Below are 22,287 nucleotides of genomic sequence, written 5' to 3'. Positions count from 1 at the left end.
ATCGATTCAGGACCCTGGGCAATGAACGCAGCCAAGAAAAGTCAATGCTTTGATTTACATCATTATTTTCATTCTCATCTGTCTGCCAGCTAAGCTAAATTTGAGTACATTGGCCCGACGTTTACCACGAATGCATGAGGAATGGCTTTACCGTGACGCATTTAACTTCACGCGAACAGTCCTGCCTGAACTGGGCTGCCCATGGCAAGACCAGTTGGGAAATCAGCATCATCCTGGGCATTACTGAGCGCACGATCAACTTTCACTTTCAAAACGCCTACGCCAAGCTTGGGGTCTACAGCCGCCAAGCGGCCATTACCCTGGCCTTGCAGCGGCGTCTGATCAGCGGCGACCCAGCTAGCGAGCTAAGCCGTCAAAGAAAACCTTTGCCTGAGCCGCATCCGGAGCCTTACCGGAATCCGTCATAACAAAGCCCTGCACTATCCAGCCTGGCTCCATACGGATCATGGCCTCCAGCCGCAAGGCGGCGCCCCCCACATCGCGCGTCATGAAAAACACCTGACCTGGTGGTGGCAGTTGTATCTGGCTTTTCTCACTGACCTGCCCATCCGGTATGAATTTCCCGCGCAAAGAGTCATGCAGTGCCTCGTACAAGCGCTGGCGGGCGGTCTCGTCCTGTTGCAGCTCCATTGGCAAAATCACATGACCCACGGTGTAGCTTTGTCCACCCGCCGTGGCGGTCGTCAGATAAAAATCCAGTTGATACTGCTCGAAATCCAGCAATCGGTGACTGGTAGTGGGCTTACCGGGCAACATGGCCGACAGGCCAGTGTGTTCAAGCTGAACCTTGCGCCAGTTAAACTCCGGACTGCAGGCGGCCAAAGTCAAGAAGGCCGCCAGTATCGCAATAATGCGCCTGATCATCATGGTGCTAATCCCGTATCCCGTTTCATGCTTTTCATCGGCTGGTTGAACAGCCGCCTTATACTCGCCCTGCCCGATACGCCTTTTGGCGCAACTTAACAAAGCAAGTGTGGTCGGACTACTATTTATAGACGGGGCCAGGCCCCTTTGAACAGTCCCGTATCTTGCACCCGATTTCGAAAGTGGGAAACACCACCATGAACACCAGCCACGAACGCCGCCTTGCCCTGCAACAGAATCCCGAGATTTTGCAGGGAATCTTGCGCGGCATCGAAAAAGAAGGACTGCGCGTCGATGCGCTGGGCCAATTGGCAGCGACCCCCCACCCCAAAGCCATTGGGTCGGCCCTGACCAACGGCCACATCACCACCGACTACGCCGAGGCCCTGCTGGAGCTGATTACTGAACCGCAAGCCCGAGTCGAGGACGTGCTGCAAGAGCTGACTGACATCCACACATTTGTGGCTGGCAAGCTGGATCAGGAAATGATCTGGAACCAGTCCATGCCTGCGCTGCTGCCTGCCGAAAAGGATATTGCCATTGCCTGGTACGGCACGTCCAACACGGGCATGCTCAAGCATGTGTACCGCCGTGGTCTGGCCGAGCGCTACGGCAAGCCCATGCAATGTATCGCCGGGGTGCATTACAACTTCTCTCTGCCAGATGGGATCTGGCCCTTGCTCAATGTCTGTGGCGACAATTTGCAAGACCAGCGCTCCAACGGCTATTTGGCGCTGATCCGCAACTTCACGCGCTACTCCTGGCTACTGATGTACTTGTTTGGCGCCTCGCCCGTACTGGATGCGAACTTCCTGCAAGGGCGCAGCAACAGTCTGGACAAGATCGACGAGGACACACTGACCATGCCCTGGGCGACCAGTCTGCGCATGAGCGATCTGGGCTATCACAACAAGGAAGCCCAGGCCGAGTTTCAGCTTTGCTACAACGACCTGGACACCTTTGTGATGCGCATGTATCACGCTGCCGTCACCCCTTGGCCGGATTACGAAAAGCTAGGCACCCACCGCAATGGCGAATGGATTCAGCTCAATACCCATATTCTGCAGATTGAAAACGAGTACTACTCCAGCATTCGCCCCAAGCGCACCACCCAGCGCAGCGAGCGTCCGGCCACCGCTCTGGCCCAGCGTGGTGTGGAATATATCGAGGTGCGCTGCCTGGATATCGACCCGGAATCGCCCACCGGCATTTCCGAGCAAACCTGCCGCTTTCTGGATACGTTCCTGCTGTTCTGTACCGTACAAGACAGCCCCTTCTTCCCGGATGGCGGTTACTGTCAGGACAGCAAGAACAACTTTGCGACCGTCGTACGTGAAGGCCGTCGCCCCGGCCTGATGCTGACCAATCAACAAAAGGAAAGCGTCAGCCTGCAAGACTGGGGCCATGAGATTCTGGAATCCCTGCTGCCTTACGCGCAAATGCTGGACCAGGCCCTCAATACCCACGGTCACACAGAAGCTGTGCAGGCCCAAATTCGCAAGCTGGACAACCCAGAGCTGACTCCTTCTGCCCAGTTGCTACACCATTTGCGTGAAACCGGCTTGAGTTTTCACGACTACGCATTGCAACGCAGCCGCGAGCATCACGAAACCTTGCTGGCCCATCCTTTGTCTGCCGACAAGCAAGCCGCCTTCGAGCAACAGGCTAAAGAGTCTCTGCAAGCCCAGATTGATATCGAAGCGCAAGATCAAGAGTCCTTTGAGGACTACGTCCATCGCTACGAACGCAACCTGATTCCTCCTGCGGTGGAGAACAGTTAAACCCCATCGTGATGCAATGCCGCCCGCAAGGGCGGTTTTTTTTTGCCGCCGGGCCGCCCCAAGGCAAAACCTCTCCCCGGGGGACAGCAAGCCGAAGTCGTCGCGAAGGTTTTTTTGTCGCCGGGCCGCCTCACGGCTCGGCGCCCCCGGCAAAAAGTCCTCCTAGGGCGGCAACAAGCCGAAGGCGTCGCGTGGGGGCTTTTCTTGACCGTCTTCTGCACACGAATGGGAGACCGGGCTCACATTGAGCCACACACCCGACACGCTCTTTTTTCCCCTTCCCTCAAAAAGTTTTTCCCTCTATTTTGAAAAGTTATTGTTATGTTATAACATCCGAAAATTAACAAACCGGAAGATGAGATGCGTTTCCAACCCCGTCCCTTGCCACTTGCCCTGGCGCTGCTTTTGTTTGCCTCTGCCCAAGCCAATGAACTTGAAGAACCTGTCCCTGAGCTGGCCCCTATCCGAATCTCCGCCAGCCCCCTGGCCTTGCGACAAACCGAACTGGCCACCGCCAGCACGGTCCTGCAAGGCCCCAAACTGGATTTGCGCCGCAGCAGCACCTTGGGTGAATTGCTGGACGGTGAGGTCGGCATTCATGTAGACAGCTTCGGTAGCGGTGCCAGCCGCCCCGTCATTCGTGGTCAGACCGCGCCCCGCGTCAAAGTCCTGAGCGATGGCGCAGAGGTCATGGATGCGTCGGCCATCTCGCCCGATCACACCATCACGGTCGACACCTGGCAGGCAGACCGCATCGAGGTGCTACGCGGCCCATCAGCCCTGCTGTACGGCGGTGGTGCCATTGGCGGTGTCGTCAACGTATTGGATCGCAAAATCCCCACAGCCATCCCCGAAAAGGGGTTTGAAGGTTCGGTGCGCACTCAGGGTTCCACCGCTGACCGTGGCAGAATCGGCGCAGTGGAAATGACAGCAGGCGAAGGCAATATCGCCTTGCACGTCGAAGGTGCCTCACACCGCAGCCGCGACTATCGTGTCCCCAACTGGACCGACAGCCGTGTCAAGGACTCGGACTCCAGCACAGATACTGGCAGCATCGGTCTGTCCTTTATTGGCGACCGTGGCTACATAGGCGCGGCGTACTCTTACCGCGAGGGCAGCTACGGCCTACCCGGTCACAGCCATGAATATGAGGACTGCCACCCACACGGTGCCACCCTGCATTGTGGCGGCCATGGTCATGACCACGGTCATGATCACGATCACGGACACGATCATGACCATGATCATTCAGCCACGGCTCACCTGCGCACCGAGCGTTTTGATATACGCGGCGAACTGCGTGATCCTTTACCCGGCTTCAAGCGTGCTCGCCTGCGCGCCGGGGCCACCGACTACCAGCACGTCGAAAAAGATGGGGATATAACGGGCACCCGCTTTACCAATCGCGGCTACGACACCCGCCTGGAGCTGGAACACAATCCTTGGGGGCCGTTTGAGGGCGTTATCGGCCTGCAAACCAGCCAGTCTGATTTTGCTTCCCGCGACGGCACGGAAAACTTCATCCCGCCCACCCGGACTCGCAGCCAGGGCTTGTTCCTGCTCGAAAGCGTGAACTGGGACGACTGGCGTCTGGAACTGGGCGCTCGTCAGGAATGGCAAACCGTCACACCCGACTCGCAAACCCTGGAGCGCCGCAAAGGCACGGCCACCTCCTTCTCCTTGGGCACCGTCTGGGACTTTGCCCCTGAATACGCCGCCAGCCTGTCCATCTCCCGCTCGCAACGTCTGCCCACGGCTCAGGAACTGTTCGCCAAAGGCGTACACTTTGCCACGCTCAGCTATGAGCGCGGTGATCCTAACCTGGATCGTGAGACCAGCCATACTGTCGATCTGGGCCTGCAAAAACACCTGGGCGATCTGCGCTTTGATTTGCGTACCTTCTACACCCGCAGCTCGAACTATATTTATGGCCGCAGCCTGGACCGTCACGAAGACTTCCAGCTGATTCAATACAGCCAGGACAAAGCTCAATTCTGGGGCCTGGAAGCCGAGGCCTCCTACCCGGTCACGTCCTGGGCCTCGCTGAGCGTCTATGGCGATCTGGTGCGCGGTAAACTGCAAGATCCCGGCCGCAACCTGCCCCGCATGCCTGCCGCCCGCCTGGGTATTCGCACGGATGTGAACTGGCAGAACTGGTCCGGTTTTGTGGGTTACACCCATACCTTCGCCCAAAATCGCGTGGCTGAACATGAAGAAGGATCGCCCTCCTTCGGTTTGCTCAGCATGGGTTTAAGCTACCGCCTGCATATGGACCAAAACACCTACACCCTGTATCTGAGAGGAAATAACTTGCTGAACAAGTTGGCCTACCGCCATACCTCCTTTATTGCCCGTCAGGCCCCCTTGATGGGACGCAACATCCTGGCCGGGATACAGGTGGAATTTTGAGCAAGACTGCCCTACACACCGGTAGCCGTCTCTACCAGATCGTGGCCGACATGCAGGGCGAGCGCCCCTGGGGCAACGTTCTGGATGCCGGCACCGGCAAGGGCTCGTTGCGCTGGCTGCTGACACTGGACACCGAACGCTGGACGGCCATTACGGCCTCACCAGGCATGGCCGAGCAAGTAACACAAGAGCTGGGGGATCAGAAACGTCCCGAGGACCGCCTTCTGGTGGGCAACTGGAGCGACCCGGAGTTTCTGCAAGGCGAACGCTTTGACACGGTTCTGGCGGATTATCTGCTCGGTGCCATAGACGGCTTTGCCCCCTACACCCAGGACCAGTTGTTCAGCCGCCTGCGACCGCTTACCAGCCAGCGTCTCTATATTATTGGTCTGGAACCTTACGTGCCCTATAGCAGCACGGACCCGGCGGGCAAATTGATTGTGGAAATAGGCCGTTTACGCGATGCCTGCCTGCTGCTGGCCGGCGAGCGCCCGTATCGCGAATACCCGATGGACTGGGTACTGCGTCATTTGCGGCAATCCGGCTACCGTTGTGTAGATGCACAACGCTTTGGCATTCGTTACGGCGACAGCTTTATCCACGGTCAACTGGATATGTGTGACGGGCGCCTGCGCCGTCTGAAGGACCGTAATCTGGCCTTGGCCTTGTCCGAGCATGTCCAAACCTTGCGTAAGCAGGCCCTGGCCTTGAATCAGACCTTGGGAGGTCTGCGTCATGGTCATGACTATGTGATTTGTGCCGAAGCTATTTAAAACCAGAAAGCAACACAGGAAAAAGATAAAGGGGCCTTGTCAGCCCCTTTATTTTTTCCAATACACCACTGCTTCACACCGTGTCGCAGCAAGGCCCCCGAAGCACCGCCTGGTTCCCTATTCTTATCAGGCACTGCCCTGCTTGTTTCAAACATTATCCCTAGCTGATTGACCTGAGAACACCTTGCCCCGCCTCCAGGCAAAGGCTGAACACAACCATACAGATGAAATTAACCATTTTGTCCTAGGTCAAATGATCGAGATCAATAGTTAGCCAACCTCATCCGAGTTTTTCTTGGAACCGTATTTTGGCAAACAGCAGACACAAAAAAAGCAGCCATAGGCTGCTTGCATTACGACGCGTTATAACTGAAAACTCACACCAGACCTTGAAAAACAGCCCTAAAGGGCCGTATAAACAAGGAATTCTGGCGCGTCCGACAGGAATCGAACCTGTATCGAGGGCTTCGGAAACCCTAATTCTATCCATTGAACTACGGACGCCAAGCTGGCTATTGTAGCGCGAGTTTGGAGTTTTTTTCAGCATCTATCGGGCAATTATGAGTGTGCCAAATCAAGAGTCAGATACAAGAGCGATACACTCCGCTATAATCCATGGTTGCGCGATCTGGGTCGGTGGCTTGGTAGACACGTCCTTGCGCACACCCATTAGGTAGGCGCAAGCCTTTATTGGTGGCCGTCAAAGGCCCTCCCGTCATTTCTTGTACGAACTCGCAGGATCCGATAATGAGCAACACGGAACAAAAACCCGAAGAACACAACGAGGGTCACTCAGCCATGATCAAAACCCCTAAACAATTGCTTGTGACCGTGGCTCTGGCTTTCTTGGTGCCCATCGCGATTATTGTCATGCTGGTCAGCCTGGTTACCTCCACCATGGGTGCTGGTGCTGGCTCCGCTGCCCTTTCCCCTGAAGCCATTGCTGCCCGCATTCAGCCGGTTGCTGGTTTCAAACTGGTTGACGCCAATGCCGTCAAAGAGCTGAAAACTGGCCAGAAAGTATACGAAACCACCTGTACCGCCTGTCACGGCACCGGTGTGGCCGGTGCTCCCAAGTTTGGTGATCAGGCTGCCTGGGGCGAGCTGCTCAAACTGGGCCAGGACGAGCTGATCAAGAACGCCATTCACGGCATTCGAGGCATGCCTGCCAAGGGCGGCAACCCGTCACTGGACGATATCGAAGTGGCCCGTGCCGTTGTTTACATGGCCAACGCAGCTGGCGCTGACTTCAAAGAGCCCGAAGCGCCTGCCCCGGAAGGTGAGCAAGCCGAGGCCAAACCTGAAGCCGCCGCTGCTGCTGCAGATACCCAACCCGCCGAGGCCCCCGCTGCGGATGCCCCTGCCGCAACACAAACGGCTGCCGCTGACGACAGCAAAGTCGACCCGGCAGGCATCAAACTGTACGACACCATTTGCTTTGCCTGTCACGCTGCCGGTGTCGCCGGTGCGCCCAAGTTTGGGGATCAGGCTGCCTGGAAGCCCTATATCGAATCCGGTATGGACACTATGCTTCAAAAAGCGATCCACGGTGTTGGCGCCATGCCTCCACGCGGTGGTTCGCAAGCCTCTGACGACGAACTTCGCGCTGCTATCCAACACATGGTTAACGCCGCCAAGTAAGCATTGCATCAAGGCTCTGTCCTGGCACAGAGCCTGCAAATACAAAAAGCCCGATGAATACTCATCGGGCTTTTTCTTTGCCTGAACCTGTCGACAAAGAAGCGATACAGAAACAACCCCTTACACCAATAAAAAAGCCTGAGTCCGGTGTCATCCCGAACCCAGGCTTACTCATCGCCTTGTTGACGGCTCTGCCTCTAGAACGCTTTATAAAGCCTCATAACGCGTCCAGAAACGCAATCTGAGACGCTTACTGCGCCTTGCACTGCGCCAATGCCGTCAAGGACATGCCCAACTGCACACGGCGTTGCAACCAAGGGCTGGCGCGGTAGCGCATGTCGCCCGTCACGGCCTGCAAGGTATTGAGCACATCCAGCAAATCACGCGAACCAACGGCATCGCCCATGGACAGCGGACCATTGTGCGGGTAACCCAGACCCAGGCGCACGGCAGCGTCGATATCCGACGGTGTCGCAATCTGCTGCTGAGCGATATCGCTGGCAATGTTCACGATGGTGGCCACCAAACGCTGGGCCACAAAACCGGCGGAGTCCTCGATCACGCTGACAGCCGTACCATCGCTGGCCAACATGGCCCAGGCTTGATCGCGCCATTCTGGTGTGGTCGCCGCCGAGCACATCAGCACACGGCGACGGCCTTTTTCCAGACCAAACAAGGTATCCAGCGCCACGGTGCGTGCAGGGTCCAGGCCGTGCAGGGACACCAAAGTCGCCACGTCTTCACCGTAAGGCGTCAATAGAATCAGAGCATCGGCAGGTGGCTGGTCACCTTCCACCACGTTCACACCCAGTTCACTTAGCAATTGCAAAGCGCGAGCCTGGCCTTGCTCGTGGTAAGGCGAGACCCACACGGGCGCCAAAGAGGCCACAGCAGGAACGGCAGGCTCTTGAGGAACCTGCTTCTTACCATCTTCATACTTATAAAAGCCTTCACCATTCTTGCGGCCAAACAGCTTGCCCGCGTGACGCACTGCCGTGATGGGCGAAGGACGGAAGCGAGGCTCGTCATAGAACTGGCGGTAAATGGACTCCATCACCGGGTGAGACACATCCAGCGCGGTCAGATCCAGCAGCTCAAAGGGGCCCATGCGGAAACCAGCTTGTTCGCGCATGATGGCGTCGATCTGGTAGAAAGGTGCCACACATTCCTGGGCGATTTTCAGACCCTCGATATTCATGCCACGACCGGCATGATTCACGATAAAACCGGGCATGTCCTTGGCGCGCACAGGCGTGTGGCCCATATCACGCGACACTTGCATCAGGGCATCCCCCACTTCGGGCGATGTGCGCAAGCCATCAATAACCTCAACCACTTTCATCAGGGGCACGGGGTTGAAGAAGTGATAGCCAGCCACGCGTTCAGGGTGGCGGCAGGCTTGAGCAATGGCGGTAATGGACAGCGAGGACGTATTGGAGGCCAACACGCAATCGGCCGGCACGATCTCTTCCAACTGCTGCAGCAAGCCTTGCTTGACGTCCAGACGTTCCACAATGGCTTCCACTACCAGATCGGCAGGGGCCAAGGCTTGCAGATCGCTGGCGGTCTGCAAGCATGCTTTGGCCGCATCCACCTGTTCAGCCGTCATGCGGCCTTTTTCCTGCAAACGGCTCCAGACGGCGTGTACATCCGCCAAGGCCGCCTTGACCGAGTCTGCATTCAGGTCATAGAGCAAGACCTGCTTGCCAGCCTGGGCGGCAATCTGGGCAATGCCCCGCCCCATAGCGCCTGCGCCAACAATAGCGATGGTTTGTATCTGTTTCATGATTCACAACCTGATCGAAAAGCAATAAAAATTAAGCCTGTTCCACGGAGCCGGACACCAGGGCCTCTACCTTGTCGGGCGAGAGCTCCAGCACTCGCGCCAGGACCTCGCGGGTGTGCTCTCCCAGACGCGGGGGCGCACTGCGATACTGCACGGGCGTGGCCGACAAACGCAAAGGGCTGGCCACCGAAGGTACGCTCCCCCCCTGCCCGGTCGGCAAGTCCAGTCGCAAGCCGCGCGCCAGCACCTGTGGGTCCTGATAAACCTGTTCCATCGTATTGATGGGGCCGGCGGGTATACCCACGGCTTCCAGCGCCTGCAACCAGCTATCGCGGGACCGGCTCTGCATGACCTGCGCCAGCATGGGCACCAGTTCGTCCCGGTGCATGACACGTCCGGCATTGCGCGCAAAACGAGGGTCATCCGCCCACTCGGGATGGCCCAGCTCCTGCGCAAAACTGCGAAACTGGGTATCGTTGCCCACCGCCACAATCAAATGCCCGTCACTGGCCTCAAAGACCTGATAGGGCACCAGATTTTGATGAGCATTACCGGGCCGCTGTGGCGCCTGCCCGGTACACAAGTAATTCATGTTCTGATTGGCCATCATGGCTACCTGACAATCCAGCAAGGCAATATCCAGATGCTGGCCCAGACCACTGCGATGGCGCTCCACCACGGCCGCCAGTACAGCCACCGTGGCGTACATGCCTGTCATGACATCGGCCACAGCCACACCCGCTTTTTGTGGTTCGCCACCGGGCTCACCTGTCAGGGACATCAAGCCCCCAAGCCCCTGGATCATGAAGTCATATCCTGGCCGACTTGCATAGGGGCCCGTCTGGCCAAATCCGGTAATCGAACAGTAAATCAGGGCTGGGTTGATGGCTTGCAGACTTTCATAGTCCAGCCCGTACTTTTTCAAACCACCGACCTTGAAATTTTCCACCAGAATATCGCAGCGCCTGACCAGTTGCCGCACCACTTCTGCGCCTTGTGCAGTGCCTATATCCAGGGTGATGGACTCTTTATTGCGGTTGGCAGCCCCAAAATAGGCCGCATCTTCCGTGTCCGCTCTGTGACCATCCTGTAGATACGGTGGCCCCCAGCCACGGGTATCGTCTCCCGCGCCGGGACGCTCCACCTTGATGACTTCCGCCCCCAAGTCAGCCAGGTTTTGGGTACACCAGGGCCCAGCCAGTACGCGCGTCAAGTCCAGAACACGTAATCCCGCCAAGGGCGCTTTTCGTTCAGTCGTGGTCATAGCAAACAAAAATCCTTCAAGTCGCGTATTGTGCACTACGTCTTCTTAGTCCGGTCTATGGACAGAAAAAGTGCTCAAACCATGGTCATTTTCGGGCCCGGAGGAATTTGTGCAACGCACCAGGCCGGGCGACGATAAACCGTCCTAGAATAGGTGACGATAGATTATCAGCGGCAGATCTTCCTTGCAGGACCCCACCCCTTCAAGAGGCGGGGCACATCTTTCGATAATAGGAGACCGACCTTATGCCATCGGCATTAACGCAGCAGCTTTATCAATCTATGACCCTGCCTGTGATGGCAGCACCCATGTTCATTGTCTCGAACCCGGCCCTGGTGATTGCGCAATGCGCCAGCGGCATTATCGGTTCTGTCCCCGCCTTGAACGCCCGCCCCCAGGAAAAGCTCAAGGACTGGCTGGACGAGATCGACGACACCCTGGCCGAACTGCGCGAGCGCCATCCCGAGCGCCGTATTGCTCCCTACGCCATCAATCACATCATTCATCAGTCCAACGACCGCCTGGAACAGGACCTGCGGGTGTGCGCTGACCACAAGGTGCCACTGGTGATTACCAGCCTGCGCGCCCCACAGGATATTGTGCCGCATGTACACGCCTGGGGCGGCAAGGTTTTCCATGATGTCACCACCTTGCGTCACGCCGAAAAAGCCCTGGAAGCCGGTGTCGATGGCCTGATCGTGGTGGCTGCGGGTGCCGGCGGCCATGCCGGTACCTTGAGCCCCTTTGTGCTGGTCAACGAAATCCGTCAGATTTTTGATGGCCCAATTGCCCTGTCGGGTGCCATGAGCCGTGGCCGCGACATTCTGGCCGCCCAGGCCATGGGGGCCGACATGGCCTACATTGGCACGCGCTTCATTGCCAGTACCGAAGCCAATGCCTCGGACGATTACAAGAACATGATCGTCAAGGGCCGAGCCGCCGATATCGTCTACACCCCATTGTTTACGGGTATCCCCGGCAATTATCTAAAGGACAGTATCCGCGCTGCCGGTCTGGACCCAGACAAGCTCGATAGCGAGAAAGCGGCTGACACCGCCTTTGGCTCTGGTCTGAGCAAGGCTTGGCGCGATATCTGGGGCGCTGGCCAAGGCATTGGTGGCATTGACTCAATAGAGTCAACCGCCGACATCGTTGCTCGATTGCATCGTGAATATCAGGAAGCCAAAGCAGCGCTGCTGGCCTCCCCTTTTGCCTGAACGAGGAGCCTCCCATGATACGGACTCATGACGCAGGTCATTGGCTGGAAGTCATTCTGGATCGGCCGGAACGACGCAATGCCTTGACCAGCCCCATGTACGAAGAGTTGGCCGACATCATCGACCAGGCTGATCAGAACCAGAAATACCGTGCCCTGATTCTGACTGGTGCGGGCGAGCATTTCTGTGCCGGCAACGATATCTCCGAGCTGTCCAATGTGCGCAACAACGACATGCCGCCGCCGATCAAATTCCTGCGCAGTCTGGTCAAAGCCGACATCCCATTGATCGTGGCGGTAGAAGGCCATGCAGTAGGTATTGGCGTGACCTTGCTGCTGCATGCAGACTTTGTGTACGCGGCCCGTGACGCGCGTTTACGCATGCCCTTCACGGCACTGGGCCTGTGCCCGGAAGGTGCATCCAGCCATCTGCTGGCCCAGTATGTGGGGCCACGCCGTGCCAACGAATGGCTGCTGCTCTCGCAGGCGTTCAGTGCCGAGCAAGCCATGCAGGACGGTCTGCTCACCGAACTGACCGACCATGGCAATAGTCTGGAAGCGGCCCGTGCCTGCGCTCATGCGCTGTCCGAGCAGCCGCCCATTGCCTTGCGTACCAGCAAGCGTTTGCTCCGTGAACCCCAGCGCGAGGTTTTGCTGGAAGTCCTGGAACGTGAACGCAAGCTATTTTCCAAACTGCTGGAAGGCGACGAAGCCCTGCAAATTCTGGGACAAATGAGCCAGAACCGCAGCGACAAATAGCCGCTCTAGTGGCCTGATTTCTGCGCAAACCTACATGTGCAGCGATCTTGCCACACTGCACCCGGTTCAGACGGGTTATAAGGGGCCTGTGAGAGCAGGTCCCTAATTTTTTTTTGCCGTATTCGCAAAAAATTCTTGCGTACAAAAAAAAAATCGCTGTATTTTATTTTTTGCGCTGCAACAAATGCACCGCTTTAACACGTTCTTTGCGGATACGCCCATGACACACTCCTGTCCCCCCCAAGCGCAAGGCTTGTACCTTCCCGCTAATGAACACGACGCCTGCGGCGTCGGATTTATCGCACACATCAAAGGCCAGGCGAGCCACGCCATCATTACCCAAGGCCTCAAAATCCTGGAAAACCTCGATCACCGCGGCGCTGTAGGCGCAGACCCTTTGATGGGTGACGGTGCGGGCATTCTGATCCAGATCCCCGACCAGCTTTACCGCGAAGAAATGGCCGCCCAGGGCGTGACCCTGCCTCCCCCTGGCGAGTACGGCGTGGCCATGGTGTTTCTGCCCAAGGAAACAGCTTCCCGCCTGGCCTGTGAACAGGAGCTGGAGCGTGCCGTACGAGCCGAAGGCCAGCACATGCTGGGCTGGCGCGACGTGCCCGTAGACAGCACCATGCCCATGTCCCCCACCGTCAAGGCCAACGAGCCGGTCATTCGCCAGTTGTTCATTGGTCGTGGCCCGGATGTGATGGTGCCCGACGCGCTGGAACGCAAGCTGTATGTGATCCGCAAGACCGCCAGCCACGCTATCTACCGCATGGATCTGGCCCACGGACAGGAATACTTTGTGACTTCGGCCTCCGTGCGGACCATCGTCTACAAAGGTCTGCTGCTGGCGGACCAGGTAGGCCGCTACTACCGCGATCTGGCCGACCCGCGTGCCTGTTCGGCCCTGGCCCTGGTGCACCAGCGCTTTTCCACCAACACCTTCCCCGCCTGGCCTTTGGCCCACCCTTACCGTCTGATCGCCCACAACGGCGAGATCAACACCGTACAGGGCAACTTCAACTGGCTGCGCGCTCGTGAAGGTGCCATGGAATCGGCTGTGCTGGGCTCGGATCTGCAAAAACTCTACCCTATCGTGTACGAAGGCCAGTCCGATACGGCCACCTTCGACAACTGTCTGGAATTGCTGGTGATGGCCGGCTACTCCCTGCCTCACGCCATGATGATCATGATGCCCGAGGCCTGGGAACAGCACGCCGAGATGGACGAGAGCCGTCGCGCCTTTTACGAGTACTACGCAGCCCAGATGGAGCCCTGGGATGGCCCGGCTGCCATCGCCTTTACCGATGGCATTCAAATCGGTGCTCTGCTGGACCGTAACGGCTTGCGTCCGGCCCGCTATGTCATCACGGACGACGATATGATTGTGCTGGCCTCCGAGGCCGGTACTCTTCCTATTCCCGAGCACCGCATTGTCAAAAAATGGCGTCTGCAGCCCGGCAAGATGCTGCTGATCGACCTGGAGCAAGGCCGCATCATTGATGATGCCGAGATCAAGTCCCAACTGGCCAATACCCACCCCTACAAGCAGTGGATTGAACGCCTGCGCTTGCGCCTGGACTCCCTGCCCAGCGTGCCCGGCGTGCGTCCCCAATTGGCGACCCGTGACCTGCTGGATCACCAACAAGCCTTTGGCTGGACTCAGGAAGACATCAAAGTTGTGCTGCAGCCCATGGCCAGCAAAGGTGAAGAAGCAACCGGCTCCATGGGCAACGATGCGCCTTTGGCCGTGCTGTCCGACAAATCCAAACCCTTCTACAACTACTTTCGCCAGCTATTTGCTCAGGTCACCAACCCGCCGATCGACCCGATTCGCGAACAAATGGTGATGTCGCTGGTGTCCTTTATTGGCCCCAAACCCAATTTGCTGGACATCAACAACGTCAACCCACCACTGCGTCTGGAAGTGTCCCAGCCTGTGTTAAGCCCGGCTGACATGAACCAGATCCGGCGCATTGATGCCGCCAGCAATGACAAGTTCCGCAGCCAGGAACTGGACATCGTCTACCCTAGCTCCTGGGGACCGGAAGGCATTGAGGCCAGCGTGGCCGCCCTGTGCGCCCGTGCGGCGGATGCCGTACGCGATGGCTACAACATTCTGATCCTGACCGATCGCCGTTGCGATGCCGAGCATGTGGCCATCCCCGCCCTGCTGGCGACCTCGGCCATTCACCAACATCTGATCCGCAATGGTCTGCGTACCCGCACCGGTCTGGTCGTGGAAACCGGCTCGGCCCGCGAAGTGCATCACTTTGCGCTGCTGGGTGCATACGGTGCCGAAGCCATGCACCCCTGGCTGGCTTTTGAGAGCCTGCAACACCTGGCCCAGGACCCCATCAACCAGATTGATGCCTCCCTGGCAGAGAGCCACTACATCAAGGCCATCAACAAGGGCTTGTACAAGGTCATGTCCAAAATGGGCATCTCCACCTACATGTCCTACACCGGCGCACAGATTTTCGAGACCATCGGCCTGTCGCGCTCGCTGGTGGACAAGTACTTTGTGGGCACCGCCTGTCCGGTAGAAGGGATTGATATCTTCACCGTGGCTGAAGAGGCACTGCGCCAGCATCGCGCCGCCTACAGCAAAGATCCCGTTCTGGAGAACCATCTGGAAGCCGGTGGCGAATACGCAGTGCGTGTGCGTGGCGAAGAGCATATGTGGACGGCCGACTCCATTGCCAAGCTGCAACACGCCACCCGTAGCCAAAACTACAGCACCTACAAGGAATACGCTCAGCTCATCAACGAACAAAGCCGCCGTCATATGACCCTGCGCGGTTTGTTCGAGCTGCGTCTGGACCCGTCCAAGGCCATTGCCCTGGACGAAGTGGAACCCGCCAGCGAAATTGTCAAACGCTTTGCAACGGGCGCCATGTCGCTGGGTTCAATCTCGACTGAGGCCCATGCCGTACTGGCCGTGGCCATGAACCGGATTGGCGGCAAGTCCAATACCGGCGAAGGCGGCGAGGACGAGTTGCGCTATCAGCATGAAATGAAGCACGGTAAAAGCGGTATCCGCAAGGGTGACACCTTAGCCAGCGTCCTGGGCCAGGATCGCGTGTTTGCCAACATCGACCTGCAAGAGAACGACTCGCTGCGCTCCCGTATCAAGCAGGTTGCGTCCGGCCGCTTTGGCGTATCGGCTCAATACCTGTGCAGTGCCGATCAAATCCAGATCAAAATGGCACAAGGTGCCAAGCCCGGCGAAGGCGGCCAACTGCCCGGCCACAAAGTGTCCGAGTACATCGCCAAGCTGCGTTACTCCGTGCCCGGTGTGGGCCTGATTTCGCCCCCACCCCACCACGACATTTACTCCATCGAAGATTTGGCCCAGTTGATTCACGACCTGAAGAACGTGAACCCGCAGGCAGATATCTCCGTCAAGCTGGTGTCCAAGGTAGGTGTGGGCACCGTGGCTGCCGGTGTGGCCAAAGCCAAGGCCGATCACATTGTGATTGCCGGTCACGACGGCGGCACCGGTGCCTCGCCCCTGTCCTCCATCAAGCATGCCGGCACCCCATGGGAACTGGGCCTGGCTGAAACCCAGCAGACCCTGTTGCTGAACCGCTTGCGCAGCCGCATCCGCGTACAGGCCGACGGCCAGATGAAAACCGGCCGCGATGTCGTGATCGGCGCCTTGCTGGGCGCAGATGAGTTTGGCTTTGCTACCGCCCCGCTGGTCGTGGAAGGCTGCATCATGATGCGCAAATGCCATCTGAACACCTGTCCCGTTGGCGTTGCCACCCAGGATCCCGTGCTGCGCCGCAAGTTCAAGGGCAAGCCCGAGCACGTAGTGAACTACTTCTTCTTCGTTGCCGAAGAGGTGCGTGAGCTGATGGCCAAGCTGGGCGTGCGTCATTTTGACGATCTGATCGGTCGCAGCGACTGGCTGGATATGCGCAGTGGCATTGAGCACTGGAAAGCCCAGGGTCTGGACTTTTCACGCCTGCTGCACAAAGTTGATAACGACGAGTCGCCACGTCAGATCGCTACCCAGGATCATGACCTGGATCACACACTGGATCGTCAACTGATCGAGCGCAGCGCCGTCACCCTGAACCAGGGCACCCCGCTGTCTTTCATTACCCCCGTACGCAATCGCAACCGCAGCATCGGCGCCATGCTCTCGGGCGTATTCACCAAAAAATACGGTCATCAAGGTCTGCCTGACGACAGCCTGCACATTCAATGCAAAGGCACGGCAGGCCAAAGCTTTGGCGCTTTCCTGGCTCAGGGCATCACCCTGGACCTGGTGGGCGAAGCCAATGATTACGTGGGTAAAGGTTTGTCCGGTGGCCGCATTATCGTGCGCTCACCCAACGACTTCCGTGGCTACGGCCCGGACCACATCATCGTGGGCAATACCGTGCTTTATGGTGCCTTGGCAGGTTCCGCCTATTTCAACGGCGTGGCCGGTGAACGTTTTGCCGTACGGAACTCCGGAGCCAGTGCAGTCGTGGAAGGCGTAGGCGACCACGGTTGCGAATACATGACCGGCGGCACCGTCGTGGTGCTGGGTGAAATTGGCCGCAACTTTGCCGCTGGCATGTCCGGTGGCGTGGCCTATGTGTGGGATCCCCAACGTCGCCTGCAACTGCGCTGCAACCCTGGCATGGTGGATCTGGAGCCTGTGCTGAGCAAGGCCGAGCAAGAAATGAACAGCAGCATGGCGCAATGGCACAGCCGTACTGCCGGAGGCGAACGCCAGACCGACGAAGCCATCTTGCACACCCTGGTTCAGGAGCACTTCAAGGCCACGGGCAGCTTCCAGGCCCGCGAGCTCCTGAAAGACTGGGACAGCGCCCGCGCGCAATTCGTCAAAGTCATTCCACGCGAGTACCGCCGTGCACTGAGCGAATTGTGGCAAGGCCCGCAGGCAAGCAAGGCCGCACCCAAAAGCAGTAAAACCCGCCGTTCGGCTTCGGCCTGAACCCTTCCCATCACCATCAGGAAACGACACATCATGGGAAAGACGACTGGATTTCTTGAGTTTCAACGTCTGCAAGAGGCCGTAGAAGCTCCTTTAAAGCGGGTCAAGCACTGGAAAGAGTTTGTCCAGGTATTAAATGACGAGCAGGCCGGCCAACAGGCCGCCCGCTGCATGGACTGCGGCATCCCTTTCTGCCATAACGGTTGCCCGGTCAACAACATCATCCCCGACTGGAATGATCTGGTTTACCGCCAACAGTGGAAAGAAGCCCTGGACGTGCTGCACTCCACCAACAACTTTCCGGAAATTACCGGCCGCATCTGCCCCGCACCATGCGAGGCAGCCTGTACGTTGAACATCGACCGTGTACCCGTGGGCATCAAGTCCATCGAGCACGCAATTATCGATAAGGGCTGGGCAGAAGGCTGGGTAGTACCTCAAGTGCCCACCCACAAAACCGGCAAACGCGTGGCCGTGATCGGCTCCGGCCCTGCCGGCTTGGCCTGTGCTCAGCAATTGGCACGCGTCGGACACGACGTCACCGTGTACGAGAAAAGCGACCGCATTGGTGGCTTGATGCGCTACGGCATCCCCGACTTCAAGCTGGAAAAACATCTGTTGGATCGCCGTATCGCACAAATGCAGGCCGAGGGCGTGCAGTTTTGCCCCTCTACCTATATTGGCCAGGCACAAGACCAGGCCGCGCAGGAACCCGGGCTAAGCGTGTTATCACCTGACGAACTGGAACTACAGTTCGACGCCATCGTCCTGGCAGGCGGCTCTGAAACCCCCCGCCTGCTCGATACCCCCGGCAGCCAGTTGCAAGGCGTACACCCTGCCATGGACTTTCTGCGCATCCAGAATCAGCAAGTTGCCGGTTCACGAGGCACCCCCGCCATCAGCGCCCAAGGCAAACATGTCGTGGTGATTGGCGGTGGCGATACCGGCTCGGACTGCGTGGGCACCAGCACACGCCAAGGCGCAAAATCAGTGACCCAGTTTGAACTGATGCCCCGCCCGCCTGAGCAGGAAAACACGGAGCTGACCTGGCCCTACTGGCCCATGAAACTGCGCACCTCGTCCTCGCACGAAGAAGGCTGCGAACGCGACTGGGCGATCAACACGGTAGAGCTGGAAGGCAAGAACGGACAGGTCAAAGAACTGCGCGCCGTGCGCGTGGAATGGAAAACCGATCCAGCAACAGGCCGCATGAGCATGACACCCATTGCTGGCTCCGAAATGACCTTCCCTGCCGATCTGGTTCTACTGGCCATGGGCTTCACCGCCCCCGTTCGCCAAGTTCTGGAAGCCTTTGCCGTAGACGCCGATCAACGCGGCAACGTCGCCGCCAACACAGACGACTACCAAACCAGCCGGGCCAAAGTCTTTGCGGCCGGAGACATGCGACGCGGCCAGTCCCTGATCGTCTGGGCCATCCGCGAAGGCCGCCAGTGTGCCCGTTCCGTAGACGAGTTCTTGATGGGGAGCTCGACACTGCCCCGTTAAGTCCTCTTGGCAGTACCAGTAAGCAAACAGCCAGCCGCGATAAACGGCTGGCTGTTTGTCTTTGGGTGAACAAAGCAACTCATGGCCCTGGGTGCCTTTACAAGCTCTTATTCGCTATTGATCGCTGCTGTCTGCTGTCTGCTGTCTGCTGTCTGCTGTCTGCTGTCTGCTGTCTGCTGTCTGCTGTCTGCTGTCTGCTGTCTGCTGTCTGCAACTAGCCTACGGGCGGTCCCTCCACAAGCACCAGCCTTTTTTCCAATACTGAGACACAGCCAACAAACAACCAGAACGATTGGCTGTTGGCTACTGGCTACTGGCTACTGGCTACTGGCTTCCACCATTCTGAAGCCCTTGCTGGCGGGGGCTGCCGCAAGAAAGCCCCTCACCCTAAAACCCACTCACCTAACCAACTGATTCCAAAAAACATTTCCCAAAATTCTAGGGTTTTCCCTTAAAAGCTACAAACCACCCCACGACCTAGGGTTTTCCCTTGTTTTTAAACTAGGGAAAACCCTATAATGAGGATTCGTAACTTAGACCTTCACCTTAAAGGGACAGCAAATGTCTACCATGACCACTTACTCGCACTACATCCACTGGAGTGATGCTGTTGAGCGTGGGGTAATGCAGCATGCCCTGGAAAATGGTGAATCCGTGTCTTTAACTAGACTGACCAAAGCAGCGGCCAAACAAGTTTCCAAAGCCGCAAACGTGGTGTTCAACTACATGGTCGCACTGACCCAGGCCTTGAACGAAGCCCGCATTCGCGATTCGCGCATGTCGGCCAGCTACTGGTAAGCCACGCATCACCGTCGTAACGCTCAAGCAAAACACCGCTTGATGTTGAAAAGCCTGCTAAATCAGCAGGCTTTTGTTTTTTCTGCGTTTGCCAGTGTTGTCGACTATGCACGTTGCTGCTCAAACTACAGCCTGAACCTACCAGGCATAAGCACCTCAAAGCCTATCCCCCCTCTCCCCAAGATCAAGATGGGTCTGTGCAATAGATGCTCATCATCTCCTAAGCATGCAGACATAGAAAAGGCCAGCAAAAGCTGGCTTGCAGGCTTGCGCGACTTAAGAGCATGAACAAAGCCCCCAATCATCTGCAAGCCATGAAAACCGCTCAAGACTTGTTCAACAAGTTCTTCAGCATATCCAGCCGCTGCTTGGGACTTAAGGCCGCCTGCGCCGGATCCTCTTGAGCACCAGGGTCTTCGATCTTCATCTCATCAATAAAGCGCGACCGCTCCCGCACCAGGTTTTCGCGTGCGCGCCGGCGCTTCTTGCACCAGCTCAAGCGCAAGCTACGCTGAGCACGGGTAATACCCACGTACATCAAACGTCGTTCTTCCTGAATGCGCTGAGCCAGAATATCGGCCTCTTTATCCGGATCGATATCTTCGTCATCACGCCCGATGTGAGGCAGCAGCCCCTCTTCCACCCCCACCAAGAACACATGCGGATACTCCAGACCCTTGGAGGCATGAAGTGTGGACAATTTGACCGCATCCGGGTCTTCGTCCTCGCCACGCTCCAGCATGGTGATCAGGGCGACTCGCTGCACCAGATCATTCAAACTAAGCTCATCGTCCGCCGCTTTGGATTTCAGCCAGGTAATCAGCTCCAGCACGTTTTCCCAACGGGTCTGCGCGGGGCGTTCGTCGAACATATCGTAGAGATAGCGCTCGTAATCAATCGCCCGCAGCAGCTCATCCATCAATTCGCTGACAGCCGTTTCATGCCCTTCCTGATCGCTTTCTACCCGATCCGCCCGTTGCTGGATGCGCCCTATAAACTGCGCAAAAACACGTAAAGGCTCCAACTGACGCTCGGGCAGGCGATCCGTCAGTGCAATTTGGGGCACAGCCGAGAACAGGGACAGCTTCTGTTCTGCTGCAAACTGCCCCAACACCTGCAAGGTAGCCTGCCCAATACCACGCCTTGGCGTGGTGGCAGCACGAATAAATGCCGGATCATCATCATCGTTCGCAACGACACGCAAGTAAGACAGGATGTCGCGAATCTCGGCCTTGTCAAAAAAACTCTGCCCACCCGAGATGGTGTAGGGAATGCGAAGATTACGCAGGGCCTGCTCAAAAATACGGGCCTGATGGTTGCCCCGGTACAAAACAGCAAAGTCACGCCACTCGGCCTGACGCTCAAAGCGTTCTGCCGATATGCGCATGGCAACCGAGTCTGCCTCGTTTTGCTCATCGTCCGTCACATGAACCTGAATGGGCTCACCAAAACCCAGATCAGACCAGAGCTTTTTACCGAACACGACGGGGTTATTGCCAATAACGTTATTGGCGGCCTGCAAGATGCGCTGCACCGAGCGATAGTTCTGCTCCAGCTTGACGACTTTCAGGTCGGGATAATCTTTAGGCAACTGCGCCAGATTCTCCACGGTGGCACCCCGCCAGGCATAGATCGCCTGATCATCATCCCCCACCACCGTGAACATATTGCGCTGACCGGTCAAAGAACGCACCAACTGATACTGACAAAGATTGGTGTCCTGATACTCGTCCACCAACAGATACTGCACCCGGCGCTGCCAGCGCTCGCGCACGTCCTGATTGTCCTGCATCAATTGCGCCGGCAAACGAATCAAGTCGTCAAAGTCCACCGACTGATAGGCAATCAGGGTCGCCGCATAATCACGGTAAATACGCGCGGCTTCAATCTGGCTGGGCGAGTTCGCAGCACGCTCGGCCTCATCCGGCCCCATCAGGGCATTTTTCCACAAGGAAATCTCTTGCTGCACGGATCTCAGGCGCCCCTTATCCGTGGTGGCCAGCAACTCCTGAATGATTGCCAACGCATCGTTGGAGTCCAAAATGGAAAAGCGCGGCTTCAAACCCACGTGCTGAGCTTCCTCGCGCAACATGCGCAAGCCCAGAGAGTGGAAGGTGCTGACGGTCAGCCCTCGCAGCAGCTTGGGGTCCACCAAGGCGCGAATCCGCTCGTTCATTTCACGCGCAGCTTTATTGGTGAAGGTCAGCGCGACCACTTGCCGCCCCGTGTATCCGCATTCGCGCAGCAAATAGGCGATTTTCTGCGTGATCACGCGTGTCTTGCCACTGCCCGCTCCGGCCAATACCAGACAGGGGCCGTCCATATACAACACAGCCTGACGCTGCATGGCGTTCAGGTCAGTGGGGACGGTATGGCCTGGTGTAGTGACGGAGGTGGACATGGTGAAATCAGTGAATACTAGGCAAGAAAACGAGGTTCAACGCCAAACAACCAGCAGAACTAAACGTGACATCCCGGCCAAGCCGAGTATGGTTTGATGACAAGCGAAAGGCCA

General features: G+C 57.5%; 14 protein-coding genes and 1 tRNA gene. 10 read left to right on the top strand and 5 right to left on the bottom strand.

The window, feature by feature from the left end; translation table 11 throughout:
* Window positions 1-152: 152 nt before the first annotated feature.
* Window positions 153-428, top strand: a complete 276-nt coding sequence (locus tag LNA76_RS17965; protein WP_094198239.1) for a response regulator transcription factor — start codon at window positions 153-155, stop codon at window positions 426-428.
* On the opposite strand, the gene LNA76_RS08995 is transcribed toward LNA76_RS17965, so the two are convergent.
* Window positions 358-888 carry a hypothetical protein gene (locus LNA76_RS08995; protein ID WP_230018909.1) on the bottom strand — a complete coding sequence of 177 codons (531 nt, stop codon included), beginning with the start codon at window positions 886-888 and terminating at the stop codon, window positions 358-360. The two genes, LNA76_RS17965 and LNA76_RS08995, sit on opposite strands and share 71 nt — an antisense overlap.
* Window positions 889-1,082: 194 nt before the next feature.
* Between LNA76_RS08995 and gshA the strand changes: the two genes are divergently transcribed.
* The 3 genes from gshA to LNA76_RS08975 all read left to right on the top strand — a co-directional run bounded on the left by gshA (window position 1,083) and on the right by LNA76_RS08975 (window position 5,848).
* The gene (gene gshA, locus LNA76_RS08990; protein WP_230018907.1) at window positions 1,083-2,666 is read left to right on the top strand and encodes a glutamate--cysteine ligase; all 1,584 of its coding nucleotides are present in this window, start codon (window positions 1,083-1,085) and stop codon (window positions 2,664-2,666) included.
* 360 nt (window positions 2,667-3,026) lie between these two features.
* Complete coding sequence (locus tag LNA76_RS08980; RefSeq protein WP_268253682.1) at window positions 3,027-5,075, top strand: TonB-dependent receptor domain-containing protein; 2,049 nt, start codon at window positions 3,027-3,029, stop codon at window positions 5,073-5,075.
* The gene (locus tag LNA76_RS08975) at window positions 5,072-5,848 is read left to right on the top strand and encodes a class I SAM-dependent methyltransferase (protein WP_094195437.1); all 777 of its coding nucleotides are present in this window, start codon (window positions 5,072-5,074) and stop codon (window positions 5,846-5,848) included. Before LNA76_RS08980 ends, LNA76_RS08975 begins: the two co-directional genes overlap by 4 nt.
* Before the next feature lie 429 nt (window positions 5,849-6,277).
* On the opposite strand, the gene LNA76_RS08970 is transcribed toward LNA76_RS08975, so the two are convergent.
* Window positions 6,278-6,352, bottom strand: a tRNA-Arg gene (locus LNA76_RS08970).
* Window positions 6,353-6,595: 243 nt separating this feature from the next.
* Between LNA76_RS08970 and LNA76_RS08965 the strand changes: the two genes are divergently transcribed.
* Window positions 6,596-7,489 carry a c-type cytochrome gene (locus tag LNA76_RS08965; protein ID WP_230018905.1) on the top strand — a complete coding sequence of 298 codons (894 nt, stop codon included), beginning with the start codon at window positions 6,596-6,598 and terminating at the stop codon, window positions 7,487-7,489.
* 250 nt (window positions 7,490-7,739) lie between these two features.
* On the opposite strand, the gene LNA76_RS08960 is transcribed toward LNA76_RS08965, so the two are convergent.
* Window positions 7,740-9,275, bottom strand: a complete 1,536-nt coding sequence (locus tag LNA76_RS08960; protein ID WP_230018903.1) for a 3-hydroxyacyl-CoA dehydrogenase — start codon at window positions 9,273-9,275, stop codon at window positions 7,740-7,742.
* Between the two features lie 31 nt (window positions 9,276-9,306).
* A complete protein-coding gene (locus tag LNA76_RS08955; protein ID WP_094195434.1) occupies window positions 9,307-10,539 on the bottom strand; it encodes a CaiB/BaiF CoA transferase family protein in 1,233 nt (410 codons plus the stop codon).
* A 245-nt stretch (window positions 10,540-10,784) separates the two neighbouring features.
* Here LNA76_RS08955 and LNA76_RS08950 point away from each other — a divergent pair, with 245 nt between their 5' ends.
* The 5 genes from LNA76_RS08950 (at window position 10,785) to LNA76_RS08930 (ending at window position 19,772) form a co-directional block, all read left to right on the top strand.
* Window positions 10,785-11,756: an NAD(P)H-dependent flavin oxidoreductase gene (locus LNA76_RS08950; protein ID WP_125277356.1), complete on the top strand. Its 972-nt coding sequence runs from the start codon at window positions 10,785-10,787 to the stop codon at window positions 11,754-11,756.
* A gap of 14 nt (window positions 11,757-11,770) precedes the next feature.
* A complete protein-coding gene (locus tag LNA76_RS08945) occupies window positions 11,771-12,514 on the top strand; it encodes an enoyl-CoA hydratase/isomerase family protein (protein ID WP_108728238.1) in 744 nt (247 codons plus the stop codon).
* Between the two features lie 220 nt (window positions 12,515-12,734).
* Window positions 12,735-17,468, top strand: coding sequence for a glutamate synthase-related protein (locus tag LNA76_RS08940; protein ID WP_230018901.1), 4,734 nt, complete (start codon window positions 12,735-12,737; stop codon window positions 17,466-17,468).
* Window positions 17,469-17,501: 33 nt separating this feature from the next.
* The gene (locus LNA76_RS08935; protein ID WP_094195430.1) at window positions 17,502-18,974 is read left to right on the top strand and encodes a glutamate synthase subunit beta; all 1,473 of its coding nucleotides are present in this window, start codon (window positions 17,502-17,504) and stop codon (window positions 18,972-18,974) included.
* 561 nt (window positions 18,975-19,535) lie between these two features.
* Entirely contained in the window at window positions 19,536-19,772 is a 237-nt protein-coding gene (locus LNA76_RS08930; protein WP_230018900.1) for a hypothetical protein, read from the top strand.
* A gap of 325 nt (window positions 19,773-20,097) precedes the next feature.
* Here LNA76_RS08930 and LNA76_RS08925 read toward each other — a convergent pair whose 3' ends face one another.
* Window positions 20,098-22,173 carry a UvrD-helicase domain-containing protein gene (locus tag LNA76_RS08925; RefSeq protein ID WP_230018898.1) on the bottom strand — a complete coding sequence of 692 codons (2,076 nt, stop codon included), beginning with the start codon at window positions 22,171-22,173 and terminating at the stop codon, window positions 20,098-20,100.
* Window positions 22,174-22,287: the final 114 nt, after the last annotated feature.

Origin of the sequence: Alcaligenes sp. MMA (genome assembly GCF_020907215.1) — a bacterium.
GTDB classification, from domain to species: Bacteria; Pseudomonadota; Gammaproteobacteria; order Burkholderiales; family Burkholderiaceae_B; genus Alcaligenes; species Alcaligenes aquatilis.
The sequence above is the reverse complement of the archived record's forward strand: the minus strand, read 5'-3'. Positions and strand labels throughout refer to the sequence as shown.